General features: G+C 71.2%; 22 protein-coding genes and 1 pseudogene. 12 read left to right on the top strand and 11 right to left on the bottom strand.

The features are described from left to right. Positions 1-167: 167 nt before the first annotated feature. Both OG494_RS46855 and OG494_RS46850 read left to right on the top strand, forming a co-directional pair. Positions 168-1,154 (top strand): LacI family DNA-binding transcriptional regulator, encoded by a 987-nt coding sequence (locus OG494_RS46855; protein ID WP_328450079.1) that lies wholly within the window; start codon positions 168-170, stop codon positions 1,152-1,154. Between the two features lie 149 nt (positions 1,155-1,303). Further along, positions 1,304-1,489, top strand: coding sequence for a hypothetical protein (locus OG494_RS46850; RefSeq protein ID WP_328450077.1), 186 nt, complete (start codon positions 1,304-1,306; stop codon positions 1,487-1,489). Here OG494_RS46850 and OG494_RS46845 read toward each other — a convergent pair. Then, positions 1,486-2,121, bottom strand: coding sequence for a DsbA family oxidoreductase (locus OG494_RS46845; protein ID WP_442874362.1), 636 nt, complete (start codon positions 2,119-2,121; stop codon positions 1,486-1,488). The genes OG494_RS46850 and OG494_RS46845 overlap by 4 nt on opposite strands. A 131-nt stretch (positions 2,122-2,252) precedes the next feature. Here OG494_RS46845 and OG494_RS46840 point away from each other — a divergent pair, with 131 nt between their 5' ends. Together OG494_RS46840 and bdeA are read left to right on the top strand one after the other, a co-directional pair. Then, entirely contained in the window at positions 2,253-2,840 is a 588-nt protein-coding gene (locus OG494_RS46840) for a QsdR family transcriptional regulator (RefSeq protein WP_328450075.1), read from the top strand. 260 nt (positions 2,841-3,100) lie between these two features. Beyond that, positions 3,101-4,027 (top strand): bis(hydroxyethyl) terephthalate hydrolase, encoded by a 927-nt coding sequence (bdeA, locus tag OG494_RS46835; protein WP_328450073.1) that lies wholly within the window; start codon positions 3,101-3,103, stop codon positions 4,025-4,027. Here bdeA and OG494_RS46830 read toward each other — a convergent pair. After that, on the bottom strand, positions 3,997-4,410 hold the full coding sequence (locus OG494_RS46830) for an MmyB family transcriptional regulator (protein ID WP_442874361.1): 414 nt from the start codon (positions 4,408-4,410) through the stop codon (positions 3,997-3,999). The genes bdeA and OG494_RS46830 overlap by 31 nt on opposite strands. Here OG494_RS46830 and OG494_RS48550 point away from each other — a divergent pair. After that, positions 4,396-4,572, top strand: coding sequence for an aldo/keto reductase (locus tag OG494_RS48550; protein WP_442874537.1), 177 nt, complete (start codon positions 4,396-4,398; stop codon positions 4,570-4,572). The genes OG494_RS46830 and OG494_RS48550 overlap by 15 nt on opposite strands. Here OG494_RS48550 and OG494_RS46820 read toward each other — a convergent pair. Then, positions 4,559-5,530, bottom strand: a complete 972-nt coding sequence (locus OG494_RS46820; RefSeq protein ID WP_328450067.1) for an NAD(P)-dependent alcohol dehydrogenase — start codon at positions 5,528-5,530, stop codon at positions 4,559-4,561. The genes OG494_RS48550 and OG494_RS46820 overlap by 14 nt on opposite strands. A 98-nt stretch (positions 5,531-5,628) precedes the next feature. On the opposite strand from OG494_RS46820, the gene OG494_RS46815 reads away from it, so the two are divergent. Continuing rightward, the gene (locus OG494_RS46815; RefSeq protein WP_328450065.1) at positions 5,629-6,300 is read left to right on the top strand and encodes a TetR/AcrR family transcriptional regulator C-terminal domain-containing protein; all 672 of its coding nucleotides are present in this window, start codon (positions 5,629-5,631) and stop codon (positions 6,298-6,300) included. Between the two features lie 200 nt (positions 6,301-6,500). On the opposite strand, the pseudogene OG494_RS46810 reads toward OG494_RS46815, so the two are convergent. Beyond that, positions 6,501-6,686 (bottom strand): annotated as a pseudogene (locus OG494_RS46810) (TetR/AcrR family transcriptional regulator C-terminal domain-containing protein); the annotation flags it as partial. Positions 6,687-7,156: 470 nt separating this feature from the next. Here OG494_RS46810 and OG494_RS46805 point away from each other — a divergent pair. After that, on the top strand, positions 7,157-8,161 hold the full coding sequence (locus OG494_RS46805; RefSeq protein ID WP_328450063.1) for an LLM class flavin-dependent oxidoreductase: 1,005 nt from the start codon (positions 7,157-7,159) through the stop codon (positions 8,159-8,161). A 60-nt stretch (positions 8,162-8,221) separates the two neighbouring features. Here the strand turns inward: OG494_RS46805 and OG494_RS46800 are convergent, their stop codons facing one another. From OG494_RS46800 to sigK, 3 genes are all read right to left on the bottom strand, one after another. Beyond that, positions 8,222-8,899, bottom strand: a complete 678-nt coding sequence (locus tag OG494_RS46800; protein ID WP_328450061.1) for a fasciclin domain-containing protein — start codon at positions 8,897-8,899, stop codon at positions 8,222-8,224. A 198-nt stretch (positions 8,900-9,097) separates the two neighbouring features. Next, a complete protein-coding gene (locus OG494_RS46795) occupies positions 9,098-9,823 on the bottom strand; it encodes an anti-sigma factor (RefSeq protein ID WP_328450059.1) in 726 nt (241 codons plus the stop codon). Further along, complete coding sequence (gene sigK / locus OG494_RS46790; protein ID WP_328450057.1) at positions 9,820-10,416, bottom strand: ECF RNA polymerase sigma factor SigK; 597 nt, start codon at positions 10,414-10,416, stop codon at positions 9,820-9,822. The genes OG494_RS46795 and sigK overlap by 4 nt, the downstream gene beginning before the upstream one ends. A gap of 391 nt (positions 10,417-10,807) precedes the next feature. Here sigK and OG494_RS46785 point away from each other — a divergent pair, with 391 nt between their 5' ends. After that, entirely contained in the window at positions 10,808-11,221 is a 414-nt protein-coding gene (locus tag OG494_RS46785; RefSeq protein WP_328450055.1) for an SsgA family sporulation/cell division regulator, read from the top strand. Positions 11,222-11,235: 14 nt separating this feature from the next. Then, positions 11,236-12,609 (top strand): class I adenylate-forming enzyme family protein, encoded by a 1,374-nt coding sequence (locus OG494_RS46780; protein ID WP_328450053.1) that lies wholly within the window; start codon positions 11,236-11,238, stop codon positions 12,607-12,609. Here OG494_RS46780 and ilvD read toward each other — a convergent pair. Continuing rightward, positions 12,588-14,279: a dihydroxy-acid dehydratase gene (ilvD, locus tag OG494_RS46775; protein WP_328450051.1), complete on the bottom strand. Its 1,692-nt coding sequence runs from the start codon at positions 14,277-14,279 to the stop codon at positions 12,588-12,590. The two genes, OG494_RS46780 and ilvD, sit on opposite strands and share 22 nt — an antisense overlap. Positions 14,280-14,409: 130 nt before the next feature. Here ilvD and OG494_RS46770 point away from each other — a divergent pair, with 130 nt between their 5' ends. Continuing rightward, a complete protein-coding gene (locus tag OG494_RS46770; protein ID WP_328459234.1) occupies positions 14,410-15,486 on the top strand; it encodes an NAD(P)H-dependent amine dehydrogenase family protein in 1,077 nt (358 codons plus the stop codon). Beyond that, a complete protein-coding gene (locus OG494_RS46765) occupies positions 15,483-15,968 on the top strand; it encodes a carboxymuconolactone decarboxylase family protein (RefSeq protein ID WP_328450049.1) in 486 nt (161 codons plus the stop codon). Before OG494_RS46770 ends, OG494_RS46765 begins: the two co-directional genes overlap by 4 nt. Positions 15,969-16,022: 54 nt before the next feature. Here the strand turns inward: OG494_RS46765 and OG494_RS46760 are convergent, their stop codons facing one another. Further along, positions 16,023-17,579 carry a GMC oxidoreductase gene (locus OG494_RS46760; RefSeq protein WP_328450047.1) on the bottom strand — a complete coding sequence of 519 codons (1,557 nt, stop codon included), beginning with the start codon at positions 17,577-17,579 and terminating at the stop codon, positions 16,023-16,025. A gap of 207 nt (positions 17,580-17,786) precedes the next feature. On the opposite strand from OG494_RS46760, the gene OG494_RS46755 reads away from it, so the two are divergent. Next, entirely contained in the window at positions 17,787-18,152 is a 366-nt protein-coding gene (locus OG494_RS46755) for an RNA-binding S4 domain-containing protein (RefSeq protein ID WP_328450045.1), read from the top strand. A gap of 77 nt (positions 18,153-18,229) precedes the next feature. Here OG494_RS46755 and OG494_RS46750 read toward each other — a convergent pair whose 3' ends face one another. Both OG494_RS46750 and OG494_RS46745 read right to left on the bottom strand, forming a co-directional pair. Next, on the bottom strand, positions 18,230-18,631 hold the full coding sequence (locus OG494_RS46750; RefSeq protein ID WP_328450043.1) for a glyoxalase: 402 nt from the start codon (positions 18,629-18,631) through the stop codon (positions 18,230-18,232). A 4-nt stretch (positions 18,632-18,635) separates the two neighbouring features. Beyond that, on the bottom strand, positions 18,636-19,505 hold the full coding sequence (locus tag OG494_RS46745; protein WP_328450042.1) for an alpha/beta fold hydrolase: 870 nt from the start codon (positions 19,503-19,505) through the stop codon (positions 18,636-18,638). Between the last annotated feature and the right edge of the window lie 40 nt (positions 19,506-19,545).

Here is a 19,545-nt window from a genome sequence, read left to right as displayed (position 1 = left end):
GGGCCATGGAAGCCATGGGAGCCACTGTGGACGTCATCGTCCCTCCGGCGGTTCGTGCTGATGTTTACGTTAACATGGACGACCGGAAGGTACCGTGTTGACGTAAACATGTCCAGGACATCAAGGAGCCACCCGTGCCGGCTGCATCCGCTCGCCGTGGACCGTCGATGGCGGACGTGGCCCGCGAGGCGGGCGTCTCGGGCCAGACGGTCTCCCGGGTGGCGAACGGCCGGGCGAACGTCGACGACGCCACCCGCGAACGGGTCCTGGCCGCGATGCGCCGCATCGGCTACCGGCCCAACAGTGCGGCCCGCGCGCTGCGCAACGGGACGTTCCGCAGTATCGGCGTGATCATCTCGGCGCTGCCGACGTTCGGGAACAGCCGCACGCTCGACGCCATCGCGGCGGCGGTCGTCGCCGAGGGGTTCTCGATCATCCTGATGCCGGTGACGCGCCCGACGCAGGGTGAGGTCACCGGGGCGTTCAGCAAGCTGAACGAGCAGGCGGTCGACGGCGTCGTCATCCTCATCGAGCAGCACCAGCTCGACCAGAGCGAGATCGAGCTGCCGCACGGCCTGCCGGTGGTGGTGATCGACTCGAGCGCGCGGTACGACTACCCCGTCGTCGACACCGACCAGGCCGACGGCGCGGCGACGGCGACCCGGCACCTGCTCGACCTCGGGCACCGCACGGTCCGGCACATCGCGGGCCCGCCGCAGTCCTACGCGGCCGAGCGGCGCCGGAAGTCGTGGCAGGCCACATTGGAGGGTGCCGGCCGCGAGGTGCCGCCGGTGCTCACCGGCGACTGGTCCCCCGAGTCGGGTTATCGCGCCGGCCAGGTGCTCGCCACGGACCCGGCCGTGACCGCGGTGTTCGCGGCGAACGACCAGATGGCGCTCGGCTTGCTGCGCGCGTTGCACGAGGCCGGCCGGAGCGTGCCGGGCGAAGTGAGCGTCGTCGGCTTCGACGACATGGACGAGTCCGCCCACTTCTGGCCCCCGCTCACCACGATCCGCCAGTCGTTCGAGGCGGTCGGCCGGCACGCGGTGGCCGCCCTGCTCGCCGAGATCGCGGCCGACGTCGAAGCGGGCGCGCCGGTGACCGTCCCGACCGAACTGGTCGTCCGCGCCAGCACGGCACCGCCGCCGGAATAGCCGGTTTTACGCAGACGGCGGCAGCTCGTTTCATCGCGGGGCCCAAGGGGAACTACTGGCCACCAGCCGGACGGCGAATCCGTTGTCCGGTACCGCAAATGCCGTAGTGGTGGGGACCATTCGGTCCTACCCAAGGAAACGAGGACGTCATGCTCGCCATCGTCGCCGCAGTGCTCTTCGGGCTCGCCCTGATCATGGAGCTCGCCGGGTTCAGCCTCGGCCCGGTCATCACCACGAGCACCCTGACCACCGCCGGCCTGCTGTGCGTCGCGCTGCACCTGGCCGGGGTCGCCACCGACCGGTCGCGCTTCAGCCGGAGCCGCCGTCGCCGCTAGCCCGCCGCGGGCTCCAGCGCCCGGCGCAGCACCTGGGTGAACACCTCGGGTGTCTGCGCGCCGGCGACGCCGAACCGGCTGTCGATCACGAAGAACGGCACCCCGGTCGCGCCGAGGGCCCGCGCCTGCTCGCCGTCCGCCTCGACTTCGGCTTCGTAGGTGTCGGACGCGAGCACGGCGCGGGCCTCCTCGGCGTCCAGCCCGGCTTCGGCGGCCAGTTCGACCAGCGAGTCGCGGTCGAACAGCGACCGCCGTTCGGTGAAGTGCGCGCGGTAGAAGCGGTCGACGACCTCGTCGGCCAGGCCGCGGTCGGCGGCGAGGTGGACCAGGCGGTGCCCGTCGACGGTGTTTCCCATGTGGACCCCGTCGAGGTGGTACTCGAGCCCGTCGGCCGCGGCGCGCTGTTCCATCTGCGCTTCCATCTCGTCGGCCTCCTCGAGCGTCCGGCCGTACTTCTCCGAGAGGATCTCGCGGGTCGGCCGGGACGTCCCGCGCGGGAACGACGGGTCGAGCTGGAACGAGTGGTGCACCACCTCGACGTCCACGCCGAGCTCGGCCACGGCCTGCTCGAACCGGCGCTTGCCGAGGTAACACCACGGGCAGACGAGATCGGACCAGATGTCGACGCGCACGACGCACTCCTTGATCGGGAACTGCCACCACGGTAACCACGGGGCGGCACGCACTTCAACGTAACCGTCGGCGACCTGCGGGGAATTCCCTGCGCGCCAGCGGGATCCCGGGCGGTACTAGGCTGCGCCCGGTGACTGTCTCGACCGACGACATCGTCCGGCACGCGGCCCGGCTGCTGTTCGCCGGCACCCGCCTCGACCTCGGCCGGATGGCGGCCGAGCTGGGGATCTCGCGCACGACGTTCTTCCGCCGCGTCGGCAACCGGGACGACCTGATGGGCGCCGGGCTGCTGCTGCTCTCCGACCGGACCTGGCGGCAGGCGCTGGAGCGCTGGCACACGAAGCACGGCGACGACGTCCGCGGCCCGGACGGGCGGCTGCGCTGCCTCTGGGTGATGGAGGAGTACCGCCGCGAGGTGGCCGGCAACGCGGGCATGCGCAAGCTGTTCGACACCGAGTCGACGGTCGCGCTGCGGGTGCTGACCGACCCGCGCGGCGGCGTCCAGCCCGCCCTGGTCGACGCGCACGTCGAGCTGTTCCGCGCCGACGCCGAGGCCGCCGGGCTGACCCCGCTGGTCCCGCTGCCCGACCTGGCGTTCGCCGTGGTCCGCCTGGGCGAGTCGTTCCTCTACTCCGACGTCCTGGCCGCGCGCTCGGTCGACCTGGCCGTCGCGACGACGCTGCTCGACAAGCTCGTCCAAGGCGCCCTGGAGCGCTAGCCAGGCGCCTGTACCCGGTGCCCGCGTCGGCCAGGACGCCCTCGAGCGCTCGGTCCGGCGCTCATTCACCAACAACCGGACAATCCCTCACCCGTTCGGCCGTTGTGGAACATTTCGCCTAAGTGTTTCATTGGGCGACGGGAGCGACCACCTCCGCCCCCTCGCACGCGGCATGCGTTCCCTTGCCGTGCAACGGTTCCATCGATCTGCCCGTCAGTATCCGGGCGCGCTTTCGCCTGCCCGGGGAAAGAGAGCGATCCATGTCCGTACTCACCAGCCCGCCGACGTCGTCTGGCTCGGGTGAGAAAACCCGCCGCCTCGGCTGGCGCAGCAAGACCGCCGGTGTCGTGGCGGCCGCGCTGGCGCTGACCACCGGTGTCGTCGCGCCGGCGCCGGCCGCCGCGAACCCCTACGAACGGGGTCCGGCACCGACCACGTCCAGCATCGAAGCCAGCCGCGGCAGCTTCGCGACCAGCACCACCACGGTGTCCCGGCTGGCCGTGTCCGGCTTCGGCGGCGGCACCATCTACTACCCGACCAGCACGACCGCCGGCACGTTCGGCGCGATCTCGATCGCCCCCGGCTTCACGGCCACCCAGTCGAGCATCTCCTGGCTGGGCCCGCGGCTCGCGTCGCAGGGGTTCGTGGTGTTCACCATCGACACGCTGACCACGAGCGACCAGCCCGACAGCCGGGGCAGGCAGCTGCTGTCCTCTTTGGACTACCTGACCCAGCAGAGCTCGGTGCGGTCGCGGATCGACAGCAGCCGGCTCGGCGTCGTCGGGCACTCGATGGGCGGCGGCGGCACGCTGGAGGCGGCGCGCTCGCGGCCGTCCCTGCAGGCGGCCATCCCGCTGACCGGCTGGAACCTGACGAAGAGCTGGTCGACCGTGCGGGTGCCGACGCTGGTCGTCGGGGCCCAGGCGGACACCGTCGCCCCGGTGGCGTCGCACTCGATCCCGTTCTACACGAGCCTGCCGTCCTCCTTGGACAAGGCGTACCTGGAACTGCGTGGCGCCAGCCACTTCGCGCCGAACTCGTCGAACACGACGATCGCGAAGTACACGCTGTCCTGGCTCAAGCGGTTCATCGACGACGACACGCGCTACGAGCAGTTCCTGTGCCCGATCCCGGGCACCAGCACGACGATCTCCGACTACCGGGGCAACTGCCCGCACGCCGGCTGATCGGTCCGCCGGGCCCGCGCTCGGCGCGGCGCGGGCTCGGCGGCCCACTGCAGCAGGAACCGCAACGCGGATTCGGAGCCGGACCCGGGCTCGGCGGTGTAGGCCACCAGCCGCCGGCCCGGGTGTGTCTCCACCGAGAACTGCTGGACGTCGAGCGTGACCGCGCCCGCCACCGGGTGCACGTAGGTCTTGGTCAGCTCCCGCGGCCCGCGCACCTGGTGGCTGCTCCACCACGCCCGGAAGTCCGCGTCCTTGAGCACCAGCTCGCCGACCAGGCCCGCCAGTGCCGGGTCGGCGGGGTCCCGGCCCGCCTCCATCCGCAGCACCTCGACGCACTCGCGCGCGGCACGCGGCAAGTCCTCGAGCCCATCGCGGCCCGGCACGGCGCGTCCGTCTCCCAGGTCGCGCTGGCCTGGCTGCTCGGCCGCTCCCCCGCCGTCCTGCCGATCCCGGGGACGACGTCGATCGCGCACGTGCGGGAGAACCTGGCCGCGCAGGACCTGGTCCTGAGCCACGGAGAGATCGCCGCGATCACCGGGTTATGACGACTTTTCCCTTGGCATGCCCCGCTTCCTGGTAGGCGATCGCCTCGCGGAGGTCGGCGAACGGGTAGCTCCGGTCGATCACCGGCGTGAGGGCGCCGGACTCGGCGTACCCGGCCAGCCGGCCCAGGACCGCCTTCTTGTCGCGGCAGGCCACCGCGTCCGCGAGCACGACTTTCCGTCCGGTGAAGGGCCCGGCGGCCAGCGCGCCGAACACGTGGCCGGCGGGCTGCACCCAGCGCCCGGCCGGGCCGCCGACGGCGACGAACCGGCCCGTCCGGGTCAGCAGCCGTCGGCAGGCCGGGAGCGATCGGCTGCCCGCGATGTCCAGGAGAACGTCGTAGGTGCGGCCGCTGCGGGTGAAGTCGTCTTCGCGGTAGTCGGTCACCTCGGTCGCGCCGAGCGCGCGGGCGAGGTCGGCGCCGGCCGCGCCGCAGACGGCGTCGACCTGCGCGCCGAGCGCCTTGGCCAGCTGGACGGCGAAGGTGCCGACCCCACCGGACGCGCCGTTGACCAGGACGCGGTGCCCGCGTTCCACCCCGCGCAGGGCGACCAGTGCGGTGACGGCCGCCATCGGCATCGCCGCCGCCTGCTCGTGGCTCAGAGTGGCGGGTTTCGGGGCGAGCAGGTCTTCGGGAACGGTGACGTACTCGGCGTAAGCCCCGTGCGGCAGCAGCGCGTAGACGTCGTCGCCGGGCCGGAACGCCGTCACGCTCGCACCCACCGCCTCGACCCGGCCCGCCACGTCGCAGCCGAGGATCACCGCGTGCGGCCGTCGCGGCCCACCGGGCATCAGGCGCGCGACCCGCGGCTCGCCGCGCATGTAGTGCCAGTCGTACGGGTTCACGGAGGTCGCGAGCACCCGCACGAGCACCTCGCCCGCGGCGGGCACCGGGTCGGCCACGTCCTCGAAGGTCAGCTGCCCGGGCGGGCCGTACGCGTGCAGGACCAGCGCTTTCATGGCGTCTCCCTGGCTCTTACAACGTAAGTCGTACGTTGTAAGGTGACCGTACGCCGCAAGGCGGATGATCGCCAGCCTTACCTTGTACGATCTTGCGGGTGGCCACCGACGCCGTCCCCGCACCGCGGACCCCGCTGAGCCGTGAGCGCGTGCTGCGCGCGGCGGTCGGGCTCGCGGACGAACACGGCCTGCGCGCGCTCACGATGCGCCGGCTCGCGGAGGAGCTGGGCGCCGAGGCGATGTCGCTCTACTACCACGTGGCCAAGAAGGAAGACGTGCTCGACGGCATCGTCGACGCGGTGGCCCAGGAGATCAACGAAGCCGTCGCCGACATCGCCGCGCCCGACTGGAAAACCGCGGTGCGCCGGCGAATCCTGGCGGCGCGCGAGGTGTTCCTCCGCCACCGCTGGGCGCCGGCGCTGTTCGAGACGCGCTCGTCGACGAGCCTGGCGGTCCTGCGCTACTACGACGCCCTGGTCGGCCTGATGCGCCAAGGCGGCTTCTCCTACGACCTGGTCCACCACTCGCTGCACGCCCTGGGCAGCCGCGCGCTCGGCTTCAACCAGGAGCTGTTCGACCCGGCCGAAAGCGGCGGCGGCGACATCCCCGCGGACCTGGCCGACCAGCTACCCCACCTGGTGAGCATGCTGAGCGGGATAGCCCACGACGACCCGGACTCGACGCTCGGCTGGTGCGACGACCAGGCGGAGTTCGAGTTCGGCCTGGACCTCGTCCTCGACGGCTTGGACCGCCTCCGCGAACAGGCCTGAGTCACCGGCCCTCCAAGTCCGACGCTGCCCTCGGCAGTCAGGCGAGGTGCAGCGGGAAGATCTCCACGGCTTCGCCGGTGATCCGCGCGATGTCCGTGCCCGGCTTCGCATTCGCCAGGAGGCCGATCGGGGAAACGGCATGTCCCGGTGGCCGCCGAGCGATCCCGCGTCCACCGCATGCCGAATGAACGACAAACCTCTTACGCCCCTTGCACCGTCGCGAGCCGAGCCTGCAGTCCGTCCAGCAGGGCCGCCAAGCCGAACTCGAAGCTTCGCTCCGGCGCGCCCGCGTACTCGCTCGCCTCCGGCTGCTCCAGCCGGGCCCGGAGCCTCGGGAACCCGCCCGCGATCGCCGCGGGCTGGGTCATCGCCGCGCGCAGCTTCCTCCGGGTCGCCGCCGTCGCGGCGCAGGCGGCGGGTCAGGGAGACCGTCGCCGCCGCGCCCACCGTGTTGCCCAGGACGAACGTGAACACCGCCGCGGCCGCGCGGTCGGCCTCCGCTCCGCCGAAGCCGGCCCGCTCGTGGATCGCCGGGGTGCAATCGTCGAAGCGGGCCTTGCCCGGGCCGTACATCAGGTGGCCGGCCAGGGCCTGCACCAGCCACGGGTGGCGGGTCATCATCGTGTGCGGCCCGGCCGCGTCGCGCCGGCCGAGCGTGCCGACGTCGGGCAGGTCGATTTCCGCCCAGATCTCGTCGCCCGCGAGGCGGACCAGGTTGTCCTCGCTCTCGACGTGCCAGTACACCGCGGTGGCACTAAGTTCGAGTCGCCGCCGAGCCCGCTCACCAGGTGGGACGACGGCGCCCGAGGGGCAGAATCGAGAGCGGCAACCCGTCCCGGATCGTGGAGGAACACCGGTGTCGCGACCCCTGCGGAAGCTCGGCTTCCTGACCATCGGCCTGTTCGACGCGGCCGACCCGCGCCGCGGCCACGAATCGACCCTCGAGATCATCGAGCTCGGCGAACAGCTCGGCTTCGACAGCGCCTGGGTGCGCCACCGTCACCTGCAGTACGGCATCTCCTCGCCGGTCGCGGTGCTGGCCGCGGCGTCCCAGCGCACCAGCCGGATCCACCTCGGCACCGCCGTGATCCCGCTGGGCTGGGAGAACCCGCTGCGGCTCGCCGAAGACCTCGCCACGGTCGACCTGCTCTCGGGCGGGCGGCTCGAACCGGGCCTGAGCGTCGGGCCGCCGATGCGCTGGGACGACGTCAAGCAGGCGCTCTACCCGGACACCGCGGACGCCGAAGACTTCGGCTACGAACGCGTCCAGCGGCTACTCGGTTTCGTGCGCGGTGAACCGGCCACCGGGTTCAGCGGCACCGAGGGGTTCGAGGTGTTCTCCGACCGCGTCCAGCCGCAGGCGCCCGGGCTCGGCGACCGCCTCTGGTACGGCGGCGCGAGCCTGCGCTCGGCCGAGTGGGCGGGCCGGCACCGGATGAACTTCCTGACCAGCAGCGTGGTCAAAGCCGAAGAGGCGGACGACTTCGCCGAGATCCAGCTGTCCCACATCCGGACCTTCCGCGCCGCCCACCCCGACGGCGAGCAGGCGCGGGTCTCGCAGGGACTCGTCGTCGTCCCGACCGACAGCGCCACGCCGGAGCAGCGCGCCAAGTACGAGGCCTTCGCGGCGAACCGGCTGCCGCGCACCGAGTCCCCGCAGGGCCCGGCGCGGATGCTGTTCTCCCCCGACTTCGTCGGCACCTCCGCGGAGATCGCCGACCGGCTGCACGCCCACGCCGCGTTCCGGGAGATCGACGAGGTCGCCTTCGCGCTGCCGTTCACCTTCGAGCACGAGGACTACGTCCAGATCCTCACCGACATCGCGACGAAGCTCGGCCCGGAGCTGGGCCGCCACCCCTGAGACGCGGAAAGTCCACAGTGGCCTCCCCGACGGAGGCCACTGTGGACAGTGTGCCGCGAATTACTTGTTGGTGCCCGGGGTCAGCACCTTGTCGATCACGAAGACGGTGGCGTTCTTGGTGGGGATGTTGCCACAGAGGATCTTCGCTCCGTTGACGGTCATGTTGTCACCGGTGCCTTCGATCTTCAGCGGCCCACCGGCGGCGTTGAGCGAGTCGAGCGTGCCGGCCGAGGCGAGGCCCTTGGCGTCGTAACGCTTGCCGACGACGTGGTACTGCAGGATCGGCGACAGCTCGGCCGGCTTGCCCGCCAGCTCGTTGAACTTGGCGTCACCCAGCGCCGCGAAGGCCGGGTCGGCCGGCGCGAACACGGTGATGGCCGGGGCGCTGTTGAGCGTGTCGACCAGGTTGGTGGCCTTGACCGCGGCGACGAGCTTGGTCAGCAGCGGGTTGGTCGAGGCGGCGGAGGCGACGGGCTGCGGGCCCATCGAGTCCAGCGAACCCGGCGCCGAACCCTGCGGCAGCTGCGAGCAGGCGGGGCCGAAGACGTCGGCGTTGGTGGTCATGCCGTTCGAGGCGCCCGAGTCGGCGCTGGAGGACGGCGCGGCCATCGAAGACGACGGGGCCGGGGCCGGGGCGCTGGAGCTGGCCGACGACGCGGTGTCGCTGCCGCTGCACGCGGTCAGGGTGAGCGCGGCGGCCGCCGTCAGACCGATACCGGCGATACGAAGGTTACGCACGAAAAATCACTCCATTATGCGGCTTGGACAGTTCACTCGGAACTGTTTGTTGTGAGTCATTCGGGACTACCCGGAAAACGGATTGGGTCCGATCGGGTGACGCGGCTCACCATGCGGTGAAAGCCTTGCGGTGCATGAGGAAGGCCGATCCGCGAGTCGCGTTCGTCGGCGCTTCGGGATCGGTGTTCCCGCCGGTGATCAGGTCAGGGAAATCGTGCTGACGGCCGCCGTCGTCGGGCCGGCGGAACCGCCCGCGGGCTCGACGGTGATGCCGATGTGGTCGGTGCCCGGCGGGATCGCGGCGAGCATCGGGCGCATCTGGTGCGGCGACTCGGGTTGCATCAGCCCCGCCGACCGCGTGCCGTCGGCGCCGGTGAACCACACCTGGTAGGCGTGGCCCGCGTCGAGCGCCGGGAACCCGGAGGCGAGCAGGACGGCCTTGCCCTGGCCGCGCGACACCACGAGCGTCGCGCCGCTCAGGCCGGAACCCTTGACCGTCGAGGCGTCCGGCGCGGTCAGCACCGAATTGAGCGACGCCTGTTCCTGCTGGGCGGCGTCGAGCTGCCGGTCACTGGAGGCGGTGTGCACGCCGAACGCGACCGCCACCACGGCCGCCGCGGCGGCGCCGAACAGCGCGGTGCGCACCTGCCAGGTCCGGCGCCCGTGGCCGGCCGCGCCGATGGCGGTCACCTTGGGCGGCAGCTGACGGGTGCGGGTCACCTCGGCCAGCACCCGGGCCCGCAGTTCGGCCGGCGGATCGACCGCCACGGCGACGGCGAGCCGCGAACCGGTCGCCCGCAGCTCCTCGACCTCCTGGCGGCAGGCAGCGCACTCCCCGAGGTGCCGTTCGAATTCGGCACGCTCCACATCGGACACCGCGTCGAGCGCGTAGGCGCCGGTCAGCGTGTGCAGTTCGGCGGTCATCGTTCCACCCCCAAGCAGTCGCGCAGCCGGATGAGCCCGTCCCGGATCCGGGTCTTGACGGTGCCCGGTGCCACCTTCAGCACTTCGGCCACTTCCGGGTAGGTGTAGCCGTTGTAGTAGGCCAGCACGATGGACTCGCGCTGCAGTTCGGTCAGCGCGGACAGGCACTGGCGCACCCGCTCCTGGTCCAGGCTGGCCATGGTGGACTCGGTGACCTCGTCGAACGGCCGTTGCACGTCCATCCGGCCGACCTTGTCCTCGCGGTCGAGCACGGCCTGGTGGGAGCGCACGCGGTCGACGGCCCGGCGGTGGGCGATCATCAGCACCCACGACAGCGCGCTGCCGCGCTCCGGGACGAACCTCGTGGCCTTGCGCCACACCTCCACCAGAACCTCCTGCGCCACTTCTTCGGCCTGGGCGTGGTTGCGCAGCACGCGCATCGCCAGTCCCAGCACCGGACCGGCGATGAGGTCGTAGAGCGACGAGAAAGCGCCCTCGTCCCCGGCCCCGACCCGCTGCAGCAGCTCTTCGGCACTGGCCACGGTCACCGGAGCCTCGTCCGTATGCAGCCGCAGCCGCCCACGCTCACCCATCCCCGGTAACCTCCACGTCACCCACCACGCCCTCCGGCATCTGCGGAGGATTCGCGGCCGGCGGGCGCGGCGGACTGGTCTGCGCGGCGATGAGGTGGCGTGTCCCACCCGGGCGGGGCAAGTTCGGCGACCGGACCCATCCGGCGGGTCGGCGGCTCCGAAGACCTGGTGTCGCGGACTCGGCCCGGTCCGGCCGCTTTGTGAAAACCGCGGCGAATCCTTCACATTCGAGTGTGGGTGTTTGCCCTTTTTTCCGCGCTCACGGTGACCTTTCGCACTTCTTGGTCCCCCTATGGAGTGAAACGCTTTCGTATTGAGAAGGCACTAACCTCACTATGGGTTATCCCAAGAGCAAGATCGACAGAACCGACGAGACGTGAGGGGCCACCCCATGGCCGAGCCGCACAGCCTGACCAGCGCCAGCGTCGACTTCGCCCTCCGCACCTTCGGGGCGGAGCCGAAGCCGGTGCCGGCCGAGCTCGAGTACGACACCCGCGACCCGTACGCGGTCGCCGTTGTGCTCCACGCCGGGGCGAACGCCGTCCGGTGGCTGTTCGGGCGCGACCTGCTCGCCGACGGCCTGCTCGCCCGCTGCGGCGACGGTGACGTGCGCATCGGCCCCGCGGGCAACCCGGAGCTGGTCACCGTGGAGCTGACCTCCCCGGACGGCGCCGCGGTGCTCGAGGCACCCGCGAAGGAGATCGCCGCCTTCCTCGACACGACCTACGAGGTCATCCCCGCCGGCAGCGAGAGCGACTGGTTCGACTTCGAGACCGAACTCGAGAAGCTGACCTACCAGGACTGAGTACCGTCCCGCGGGTGAGCTTCTTCCTGACGACCGTCCTGGCCGCCCTCGACGACGGCGGCGACCGCGTCCTGTTCCGCCAGGACGGCGTCACGACCTACCACCAGGCCCGCGACCGCCTGCGCCGGCTGCACGGCGGCCTGGGCGAGGTCGATGTCGTGGCCGTGGACGTCCGGAACCGGCCCGAGACCCTGCTGGTGCAGCTCGCGGCGCTCCTGCGCGGCGCGACCGTGCTGCTGGTCGCCGCGTCGGCGCCCCGCCAGGATCGGCTGGCCGCGGCCGCCGCGGCGGCCGTCACCACCGTCGTCACCGACCGGCCGCACGAGTGGCCCGGGGGCGACGTCCGCACCCTCGACGACCTCGACGGTGAGCCCCAGGACCTCCGGCTGCCCAACGCCGTCCGTGTCCTCTTCCCCACCGGTGGCACCACCGGCACCCCCAAGCTCATCCGCCACAGCGGCATCTACGACGGCATGGCCTACATCTTCGCGCCGTCGCCGGACGGCCCCGGCCGCACGCTGCTCGTCGCGCCGATGACGCACATGACCGGCCACGCCACCGTGCTCGGCACGCTCCTGCGCCGCGACACCCTGGTGCTCCAGGACGGCTTCGACGCAGGCGCCGTCCTGGCCGCGATCCAGGAGCACCGGATCGACACGCTCTCCCTGACGCCACCCCGGCTGGCCGCGGTGCTCGACCACCCCGCGCTCGAGAAGACCGACGTCAGCAGCGTCCGGTCCCTTTCCCTCGGCGCCGCGCCGCTGCCGCCGCACCGGCTCGCGCAGGCGCTCGACGTCTTCGGCCCGGTCGTCGGCCAGGGGTACGGCCTCACCGAGGCCCCGATGATCGCGAGCATCTCCGCCGCCGAACTCGTCGACCACCCGGAACGGCTCGGCTCGGTCGGCCGGATCGTGCCCGGCATGGAAGCGCGGCTCACCGACGGCGAGGTCGAGGTGCGCGGACTGTCCATGATGGACGGTTACCTCGGCGGCCCGGACGTCGGCGCCGGCTGGCTGCGCACCGGCGACCTCGGCCGCTTCGACGACGAGGGCTACCTCTACCTGCTCGACCGCGTGGACGACGTCGTCGTGGTCGGTGAGCACGGCACGAAGGTGCCCTCGACCGTCGTCGAACACGCCCTCGCGACGCACCCGGCGGTCCGCGCGGCGGCCGTCTTCGGCAGGCACACCGTGGACGGCCAGGTGCTGCACGCCGTCGTCGTCGCGTCCGGCGAAGTGACCGAAGCCGACCTGAAAGAACACGCGAGAAGCGCGTTCGGCCAGGAGCACTACGTCCCGGCGAGCGTGTCCTTCACCGACGCGCTGCCGCTCACCGAAGTCGGCAAGGTCGACAAGCGCGCCCTCGCTCAGGTCGTGACGGCGCCGTAGGACGACGACCGGACCAGCTTCGCGTACTTCCCGAGCACCCCTTCCGGGAACTTGTTCGGCAGCGGCTCCCAGCCCTCGCGACGGCGGGCCAGCTCGGCCGCGTCGACCAGCAGGTCGATGCTGCGGGCCTTGATGTCGACGGCGATCCGGTCGCCGGTGCGGACGAAGGCGATCGGCCCGCCGTCGACGGCTTCGGGCGCGACGTGGCCGATGCACAGGCCGGTGGTGCCGCCGGAGAACCGGCCGTCGGTCAGCAGCAGGACGTCCTTGCCGAGCCCGGCGCCCTTGATCGCCGCGGTGATCGCGAGCATCTCGCGCATCCCCGGCCCGCCCTTTGGGCCTTCGTAGCGGATGACCACGACGTCACCGGCCTCGATGTGCCCCTCGTTCAGCGCGGCCATCGCCTCCTGCTCGCGCTCGAACACCCGCGCCGGGCCTTCGAAGTTCGAGGTGTCGAAGCCCGCGGACTTCACGACGGCACCTTCGGGAGCGAGCGAGCCGCGCAGGATGGTGATGCCGCCGGTCGGGTGCAGCGGGTTGTCCAGCTTGCGCAGGACCTCGCCGTCGATCGGCTCGGGGTCGAGCTCGGCCAGGTTTTCGGCCACGGTCTTACCGGTGACGGTGAGCGCGTCGCCGTGGATCAGGCCCTCGTCGAGCAGCGCCTTCATCAGCACCGGGATGCCGCCGTGGCGGTCGATGTCGTTCATGACGTACTTGCCGAACGGCTTCAGGTCGCCCAGGTGCGGGACGCGGTCGCCGACGCGGTTGAAGTCGTCGAGGTCGAGCGCGACCTTCGCCTCGTGCGCGATGGCCAGCAGGTGCAGCACGGCGTTGGTCGAGCCGCCGAGGGCCATGACGACGGTGATGGCGTTCTCGAACGCCTCGCGGGTGAGGATGTCGCGCGCGGTGATGCCCTTTTCGAGCAGCCCGACCACGGCCTCGCCGGACAGGTGCGCGTAGTTGTCACGGCGGCGGTCCGCGGACGGCGGCGCGGCCGACCCCGGCATGCTCATCCCCATCGCCTCGGCCGCCGACGCCATCGTGTTCGCCGTGTACATCCCGCCGCAGGCGCCCTCACCGGGGCAGATGGCGCGTTCGATGCGGTCCAGGTCGGCGGTCTTGAGCCGCCCCGCCCGGCACGCGCCGACGGCTTCGAAGGCGTCGATCAGCGTGACGTCCTTCTCGGTTCCGTCGGTCAGCTTCACCCAGCCGGGCGCGATCGAGCCGGCGTAGAGGAACACCGACGCCAGGTCGAGGCGCGCGGCGGCCATCAGCATCCCGGGCAGCGACTTGTCGCAGCCGGCCAGCAGGATCGAGCCGTCGAGCCGCTCGGCCTGCATCACCGTCTCGATCGAGTCCGCGATGACCTCGCGGGAGACCAGCGAGAAGTGCATCCCGTCGTGGCCCATGGAAATGCCGTCCGACACCGAGATCGTGCCGAACTGCAGCGGGTAGCCGCCGGCCGCGTGCACGCCCTCCTTGGACGCCTGGGCCAGGCGGTCGAGGGACAGGTTGCACGGGGTGATCTCGTTCCACGAGCTGGCGACGCCGATGATCGGCTTGCGCCAGTCGTCGTCGCCCATCCCGACGGCCCGGAGCATGCCGCGGGCGGGCGCTGCCTCGATCCCGTCGGTCACGGTGCGGCTGCGGGGTTTCGGGTCGATCGTCATGGTGCGCCTTCCGATACGACGTTCGGACGCACTGGATGCTACCCGCGTCCGTGCGGTCCGCTCACCGGAACGATTCCCTTCCCGGACCCAAGCGAATCGGCGAAAACTCGGGCGAATGATCGCCGGCGCTTTGATCAACACAGTCGTGTGGGGCACGGGCAACGTCGGCCGGGCCGCAATCCGGGCCGTCGAGGCCCATCCCGCGTTGAAGCTCACGGCCGTGCTGGTGCACAACCCGGACAAGGTCGGCAAGGACGCGGGCGCCCTCGCCGGCGTCGGCGACCTGGGTGTCACCGCCACCGACGACGTCGAGGCCGTGCTGGCGGCGAGCCCGCGCGCGGTCGTGTACGCCGCTTCGGGCGACGTCCGGTTCGACGACGCGCTGGCCGACATCGTGCGCGCGGTCGGCGCGGGCGCGATCGTCGTGACGCCGGCGCTCTACCCGCTCTACGACCAGCGCAACGCGCCGCCGGAGCTGCGGGACCCGGTCCTGGCGGCGATCACCGAGGGCGGCGGCTCGCTGTTCGTCTCCGGCGTCGACCCCGGCTGGGGCAACGACGTGCTGCCGCTGCTGATCAGCGGGCTCGGCACCGACGTCGACGTCATCCGCTGCCAGGAGATCTTCGACTACTCGACCTACGAGCAGCCCGACTCCGTGCGGTACCTGGTCGGCATGGGCCAGCCGATGGACTACGACCCGCCGATGCTGATGACCGGCGTGCCGTCGATGGTGTGGGGCGGGCAGGTCCGGCTGATCGCGCGCGGCCTCGGCGTCGAGGTCGACGAGCTGCGCGAGACGCTGGACCGGCGTCCCCTCGAGGAAACCGTGTCCACCCGGACGATGGGCGAGTTCGAGAAGGGCACCCAGGGCGCGGTGCGGTTCGAGGTCCAGGGCATCGTCGACGGCGAACCGCGGATCGTCATCGAGCACGTCACCCGCATCCACCCGGCGTGCGCGCCGGACTGGCCGACGCCGCCCAGCGGCGACGGCGCCCACCGCGTGATCATCGAAGGCCGGCCGCGGATCGAGGTCAGCATCGAAGCGAGCGACGAAGGCGAAAACCGGTCCGCGGGCGGCAACGCCACCGCGGTCGGCCGCCTCGTCGGCGCGATCGACTGGCTGGCCGACGCGAAACCCGGCCTCTACGACGCACTCGACGTCCCGCTGCGCCCGGCAGCCGGCAAGCTCGGAAGGAGGCGCTCGTGAACATCGACATCCCCGAGGGCAAGGACCCGATCGGCTACGTGTGGGGCGAAATGGTGCCCGGTATCGGGGTGGCCGCCTCGAAGTTCTCACTGGCGGTCTATTCGCACACCACGTTGGGGCTGCGGGAGTTCGAGGCCGCGCGGCTGCGGATCGCGCAGATCAACGGCTGCGTCTTCTGCCTCGACTGGCGCACCGAACGCGACGGCGTCAAGGTCGAAGAGGAGTTCGCGGACGCCGTGCTCGACTGGCGCACGACCGACCGCTTCGACGAGCGCACGCGACTCGCGGCCGAGTACGCCGAGCGGTACGCGCTCGACCACCACAGCATCGACGACGAGTTCTGGAAGCGGATGGCCGAGCACTACAGCCAGAAGGAGGTCGTCGAGCTGAGCATGAGCCTCGGTTCGTGGCTGGCCTTCGGGCGGCTCAACCACGTCCTGGGTCTCGACGTCGCCTGCGTCCTCCCGTCCCACCGCTCGTGAGTGTTTAGGGCGGTTAGAACCGCCCTAAACACTCACGACGAGCCGCGGCAGACCCTAGAAGTCCGTGGCGATGATCTTCTCGATGTTCCGTTCGGCCAGCGCCGTGATGGTGACGAACGGGTTGACGCTCGTGTTGCCGGGGATCAGGGAACCGTCGATCGCGTACAGGCCCTGGTACCCGGCGAGCCTGCCGTAGTTGTCGGTCGCCTTGCCGAGCACCGCGCCCCCGAGCGGGTGGTAGGTCAGATGGTCACCCCAGATCTTGTAGATGCCGAAGAGGTCGGTCCGGTAGATCGTCCCCTCCTTCGAGTTGATCTTGTCGAAGATGGTCTTCGCCATGTCGATGCCCGGCTGCTTCCACGCCGTCTGCCAGTTCAGGTCGACCTTCTGGGTCGACGGGTTCCAGCTGAACTGCGCGCGGTTCGGGTTCTTCGTGATGGACAGGTAGAACGACGCCCACGTCTCGATCCCGGTCGGCAGCGGCGCGACCTCCGCGAACGCACCGCCGGCCGCCCAGTTGTCGATGCCACCGCAGGGGATCGACGACTGGAGGCTGCCGGTCGGGTCCCAGATCTGGTTGGCCCGCCCGACCATCACGTTCCCGTTGTCACCCCAGTTCTTGCCGACCTCGCCGTTGAGGTTCGGCAGGGCGCCGGTGGCCTTGAGCTTCACCAGCAGCTTGCTCGTGCCGACGCTGCCCGCGGCGAAGAACACCTTGGCCGCGGTCACGACCTTGGTCGCCGACACGTCACCCGTGGTGTTGAGCTGCTCGATCGTGACGGTGTAACCGCCGCCGGACGCGGGCGTCACCTTCGCCACCCGGTGCAGCGGCGAGATGGTGACGCGGCCGGTCGCCTGGATCTGCGGCAGGTAGGTCTTCTGCAGCGACTTCTTGCCGTAGTTGTTGCCGTACAGGATTTCCCCGGCCAGCGCGGAGCGCGGCACCGTGTTGGCCTGCTCCTGCTTCATGTAGTTCCAGTCGTACACGTCCGGGACGAAGACGTACGGGAACCCGGACCGCTGCGCCTGCTTCCGGCCGACCCGCGCGTACTGGTAGCACTCGGCGGTGTCGAACCAGGCCGGGTCGATGAGCCCGACGCCGAGACCGGCGTTGGCGCGCGGGTAGTAGGTGTTGTACATCTCGTCGGCGCTGACGGTCGGGAGGATCGCGCCGAAGTTCTCACGCTTCGGCGTGACGGCCATGCCGCCGTTGACGAGCGACCCGCCGCCGACCCCGCGGCCCTGGTACACGGTGATGCCGCTGAACTCCTCGGCGTCGAGGATGCCGGTGTACTTCGGGATGTCCTTGTCGATCGGGAAACCGAGGAAGTTGGACAGCGGCTGCTTCGTGCGGGTGCGCAGCCAGAACGAGCGCTGGTCGGGCGTGGTCGTGTTGGCGAAGATCTTGCCGTCGGAGCCGGGGGTGTCCCAGGCCATACCCATTTCGACGAGCTGGACGTCGACTCCCGCCTGCGCGAGCCGCAGCGCGGTGACCTGACCGCCGTAACCGGAACCGATCACCAGCGCCGGCACCCGGGCCCCGTCGGGGATGGGGCCGGCCGCTCTCGGCGTCGCACCGGCGGCTCGGCCGGCGAGCGCGGCCCCGGCCAAGATAGAACCTGTTCCTGCAATGAAGAGACGTCGGGAAAGCCCGCCAGAGTTCGTTCTCCCCATGGCTTCGTCGCTCATGTGATGTTCCTCACCGTTGAGGTATTTAGAACACGTTATAGCTCACTGGTACAGACAAGTCGACATATACCCGCGAGTAACCTCCAGGCACGGCGCAGTATTGGCGCGAATGGGCCATGATGGACGACTGTGGAGTCGACCCGTGTGGACCGCTGGCTGTGGGCGGTCCGGCTGATGAAGACCCGCCCGGACGCCGCCGCCGCGTGCCGGGGCGGGCACGTGCGTGTCAACGACAAACCCGCGAAGCCCGCGACGACCGTGGTACCGGGCGACGAAGTCCGCGTGCGCGTCGGCGGAACGACCAGGATCCTCGACGTGGTACGGGTGATCCAGAAACGCGTGGGCGCCCCGGACGCGGCGACGTGCTTCCTGGACCGGACGCCCAAGCCGCCCCCGGAGTCCGCGATCCCGGTCGCCCGCCGCGATCGCGGCGCGGGCCGACCGACCAAAAGGGAGCGCCGCGTGCTGGACGCGTTCCGCTCGCCGGATCTCTAGCCGCACCGCCGCCGAAAGCCGTGAATGGCCCATCGAGGGACTTGAAGTCCCTCAATGGGCCATTCACGGACTGGGGATCAGGTGGCGGGCGGGACCGGTGTCAGGAACTCCAGGCGGTTGCCGAGGCAGTCGCGGGTGTAGAACCGGCGGTGGCCCGGGAAGCCGTCGTCCCATTCGACCGGGCTGCCGTGCGCCTCGAGCCGGGACGCCACCGCGTCGAGGTCGTCGGCGAGGATGCCCGGGTGCGCCTTGCGGGCGGGCCGGAAGTCCGTCTCGACGCCGAGGTGGAGTTCCAGCCCGCCGTCCCGCACCCCGCCGTCCCGCACCCCGCCGGCCTGCACCCACAGCCCGCCGCGGGCGGCCAGTTCCGGCGGCTTCGGGATCTCGGTCAGCCCGAGCACGCCGACGTAGAACGCGCGGCAGCGGTCCTCGCTGCCCGGCTCGATGGCCAGCTGGACGTGGTGCACGCCGAAGGTCATGCCCTCAGCGTGCCACCAGCTCCCGCAGTTCCTTCACGACGTCGGCGGGCGCCTCCTCGGCCATGAAGTGCCCGGACGACACCGTGCGGTGGCGCAGGTCGGCCGCCCAGGGGTGCCACAGCGCCGTCGCGTCGTAGCCGAGCGCGGCGCCCCAGTCCTGCTGCAGCACGGTGACCGGCATGCCGAGCCGGTCGCCGGCCGCCCGCGACGCCGTGTCGTGCTCGACGTCCACCGTCGCGGTCGCCCGGTAGTCGGCCACGATCGACGGCACGGCTTCGCGGCAGGCCCGCAGGTATTCGGCGCGGACGTCGGCCGGGATCGCGTCCGGGCGCTGCGTCCAGGCGTCGAGGAAGTACCCGAAGAACGCGTCGGGCGCGCCGCCGATGAGCGTCTCGGGCAGGCCCGGCGGCTGCGCCATCAGGTAGAGGTGGAAGCCGACCGCCGCGCTCACGCCGTGCAGCACGTCCCACATGTCGAGGGTCGGCAGCACGTCGAGGATCGCCAGGTGGGAGACGGCGCCGGGGTGGTCGAGACCGGCCCGGATGGCGACCAGCGCGCCGCGGTCGTGCCCGGCGAGGGCGAACCGCTCGTGCCCGAACGCGCGGGCCACGGCCACGACGTCGGCGGCCATCGTGCGCTTCGAGTACGTCTCGCCGGTGTCGGCCGGCTTGTCGCTGGCGCCGTAACCACGCAGGTCGGGGACGAGGACCGTGTGATCGGCGGCGAGGTCGGCGGCGACGTGCCGCCACATCAGGTGGGTCTGCGGGAAGCCGTGCAACAGCACGATCGGGGCGCCGGAGCCGCCGACGGCGACGTTGAGGGCGATGTCGTCACCGACGGTGACGCGCTGGTAGTCGAACCCGGGGATCTGCATGGACGTCCTTTCGCGGTGGTTGCCCGTTGAGCCTGCGTCA

The sequence above is a fragment of the Amycolatopsis sp. NBC_00438 genome (assembly GCF_036026695.1).
GTDB lineage: Bacteria > Actinomycetota > Actinomycetes > Mycobacteriales > Pseudonocardiaceae > Amycolatopsis.
The sequence above is the reverse complement of the archived record's forward strand: the minus strand, read 5'-3'. Positions and strand labels throughout refer to the sequence as shown.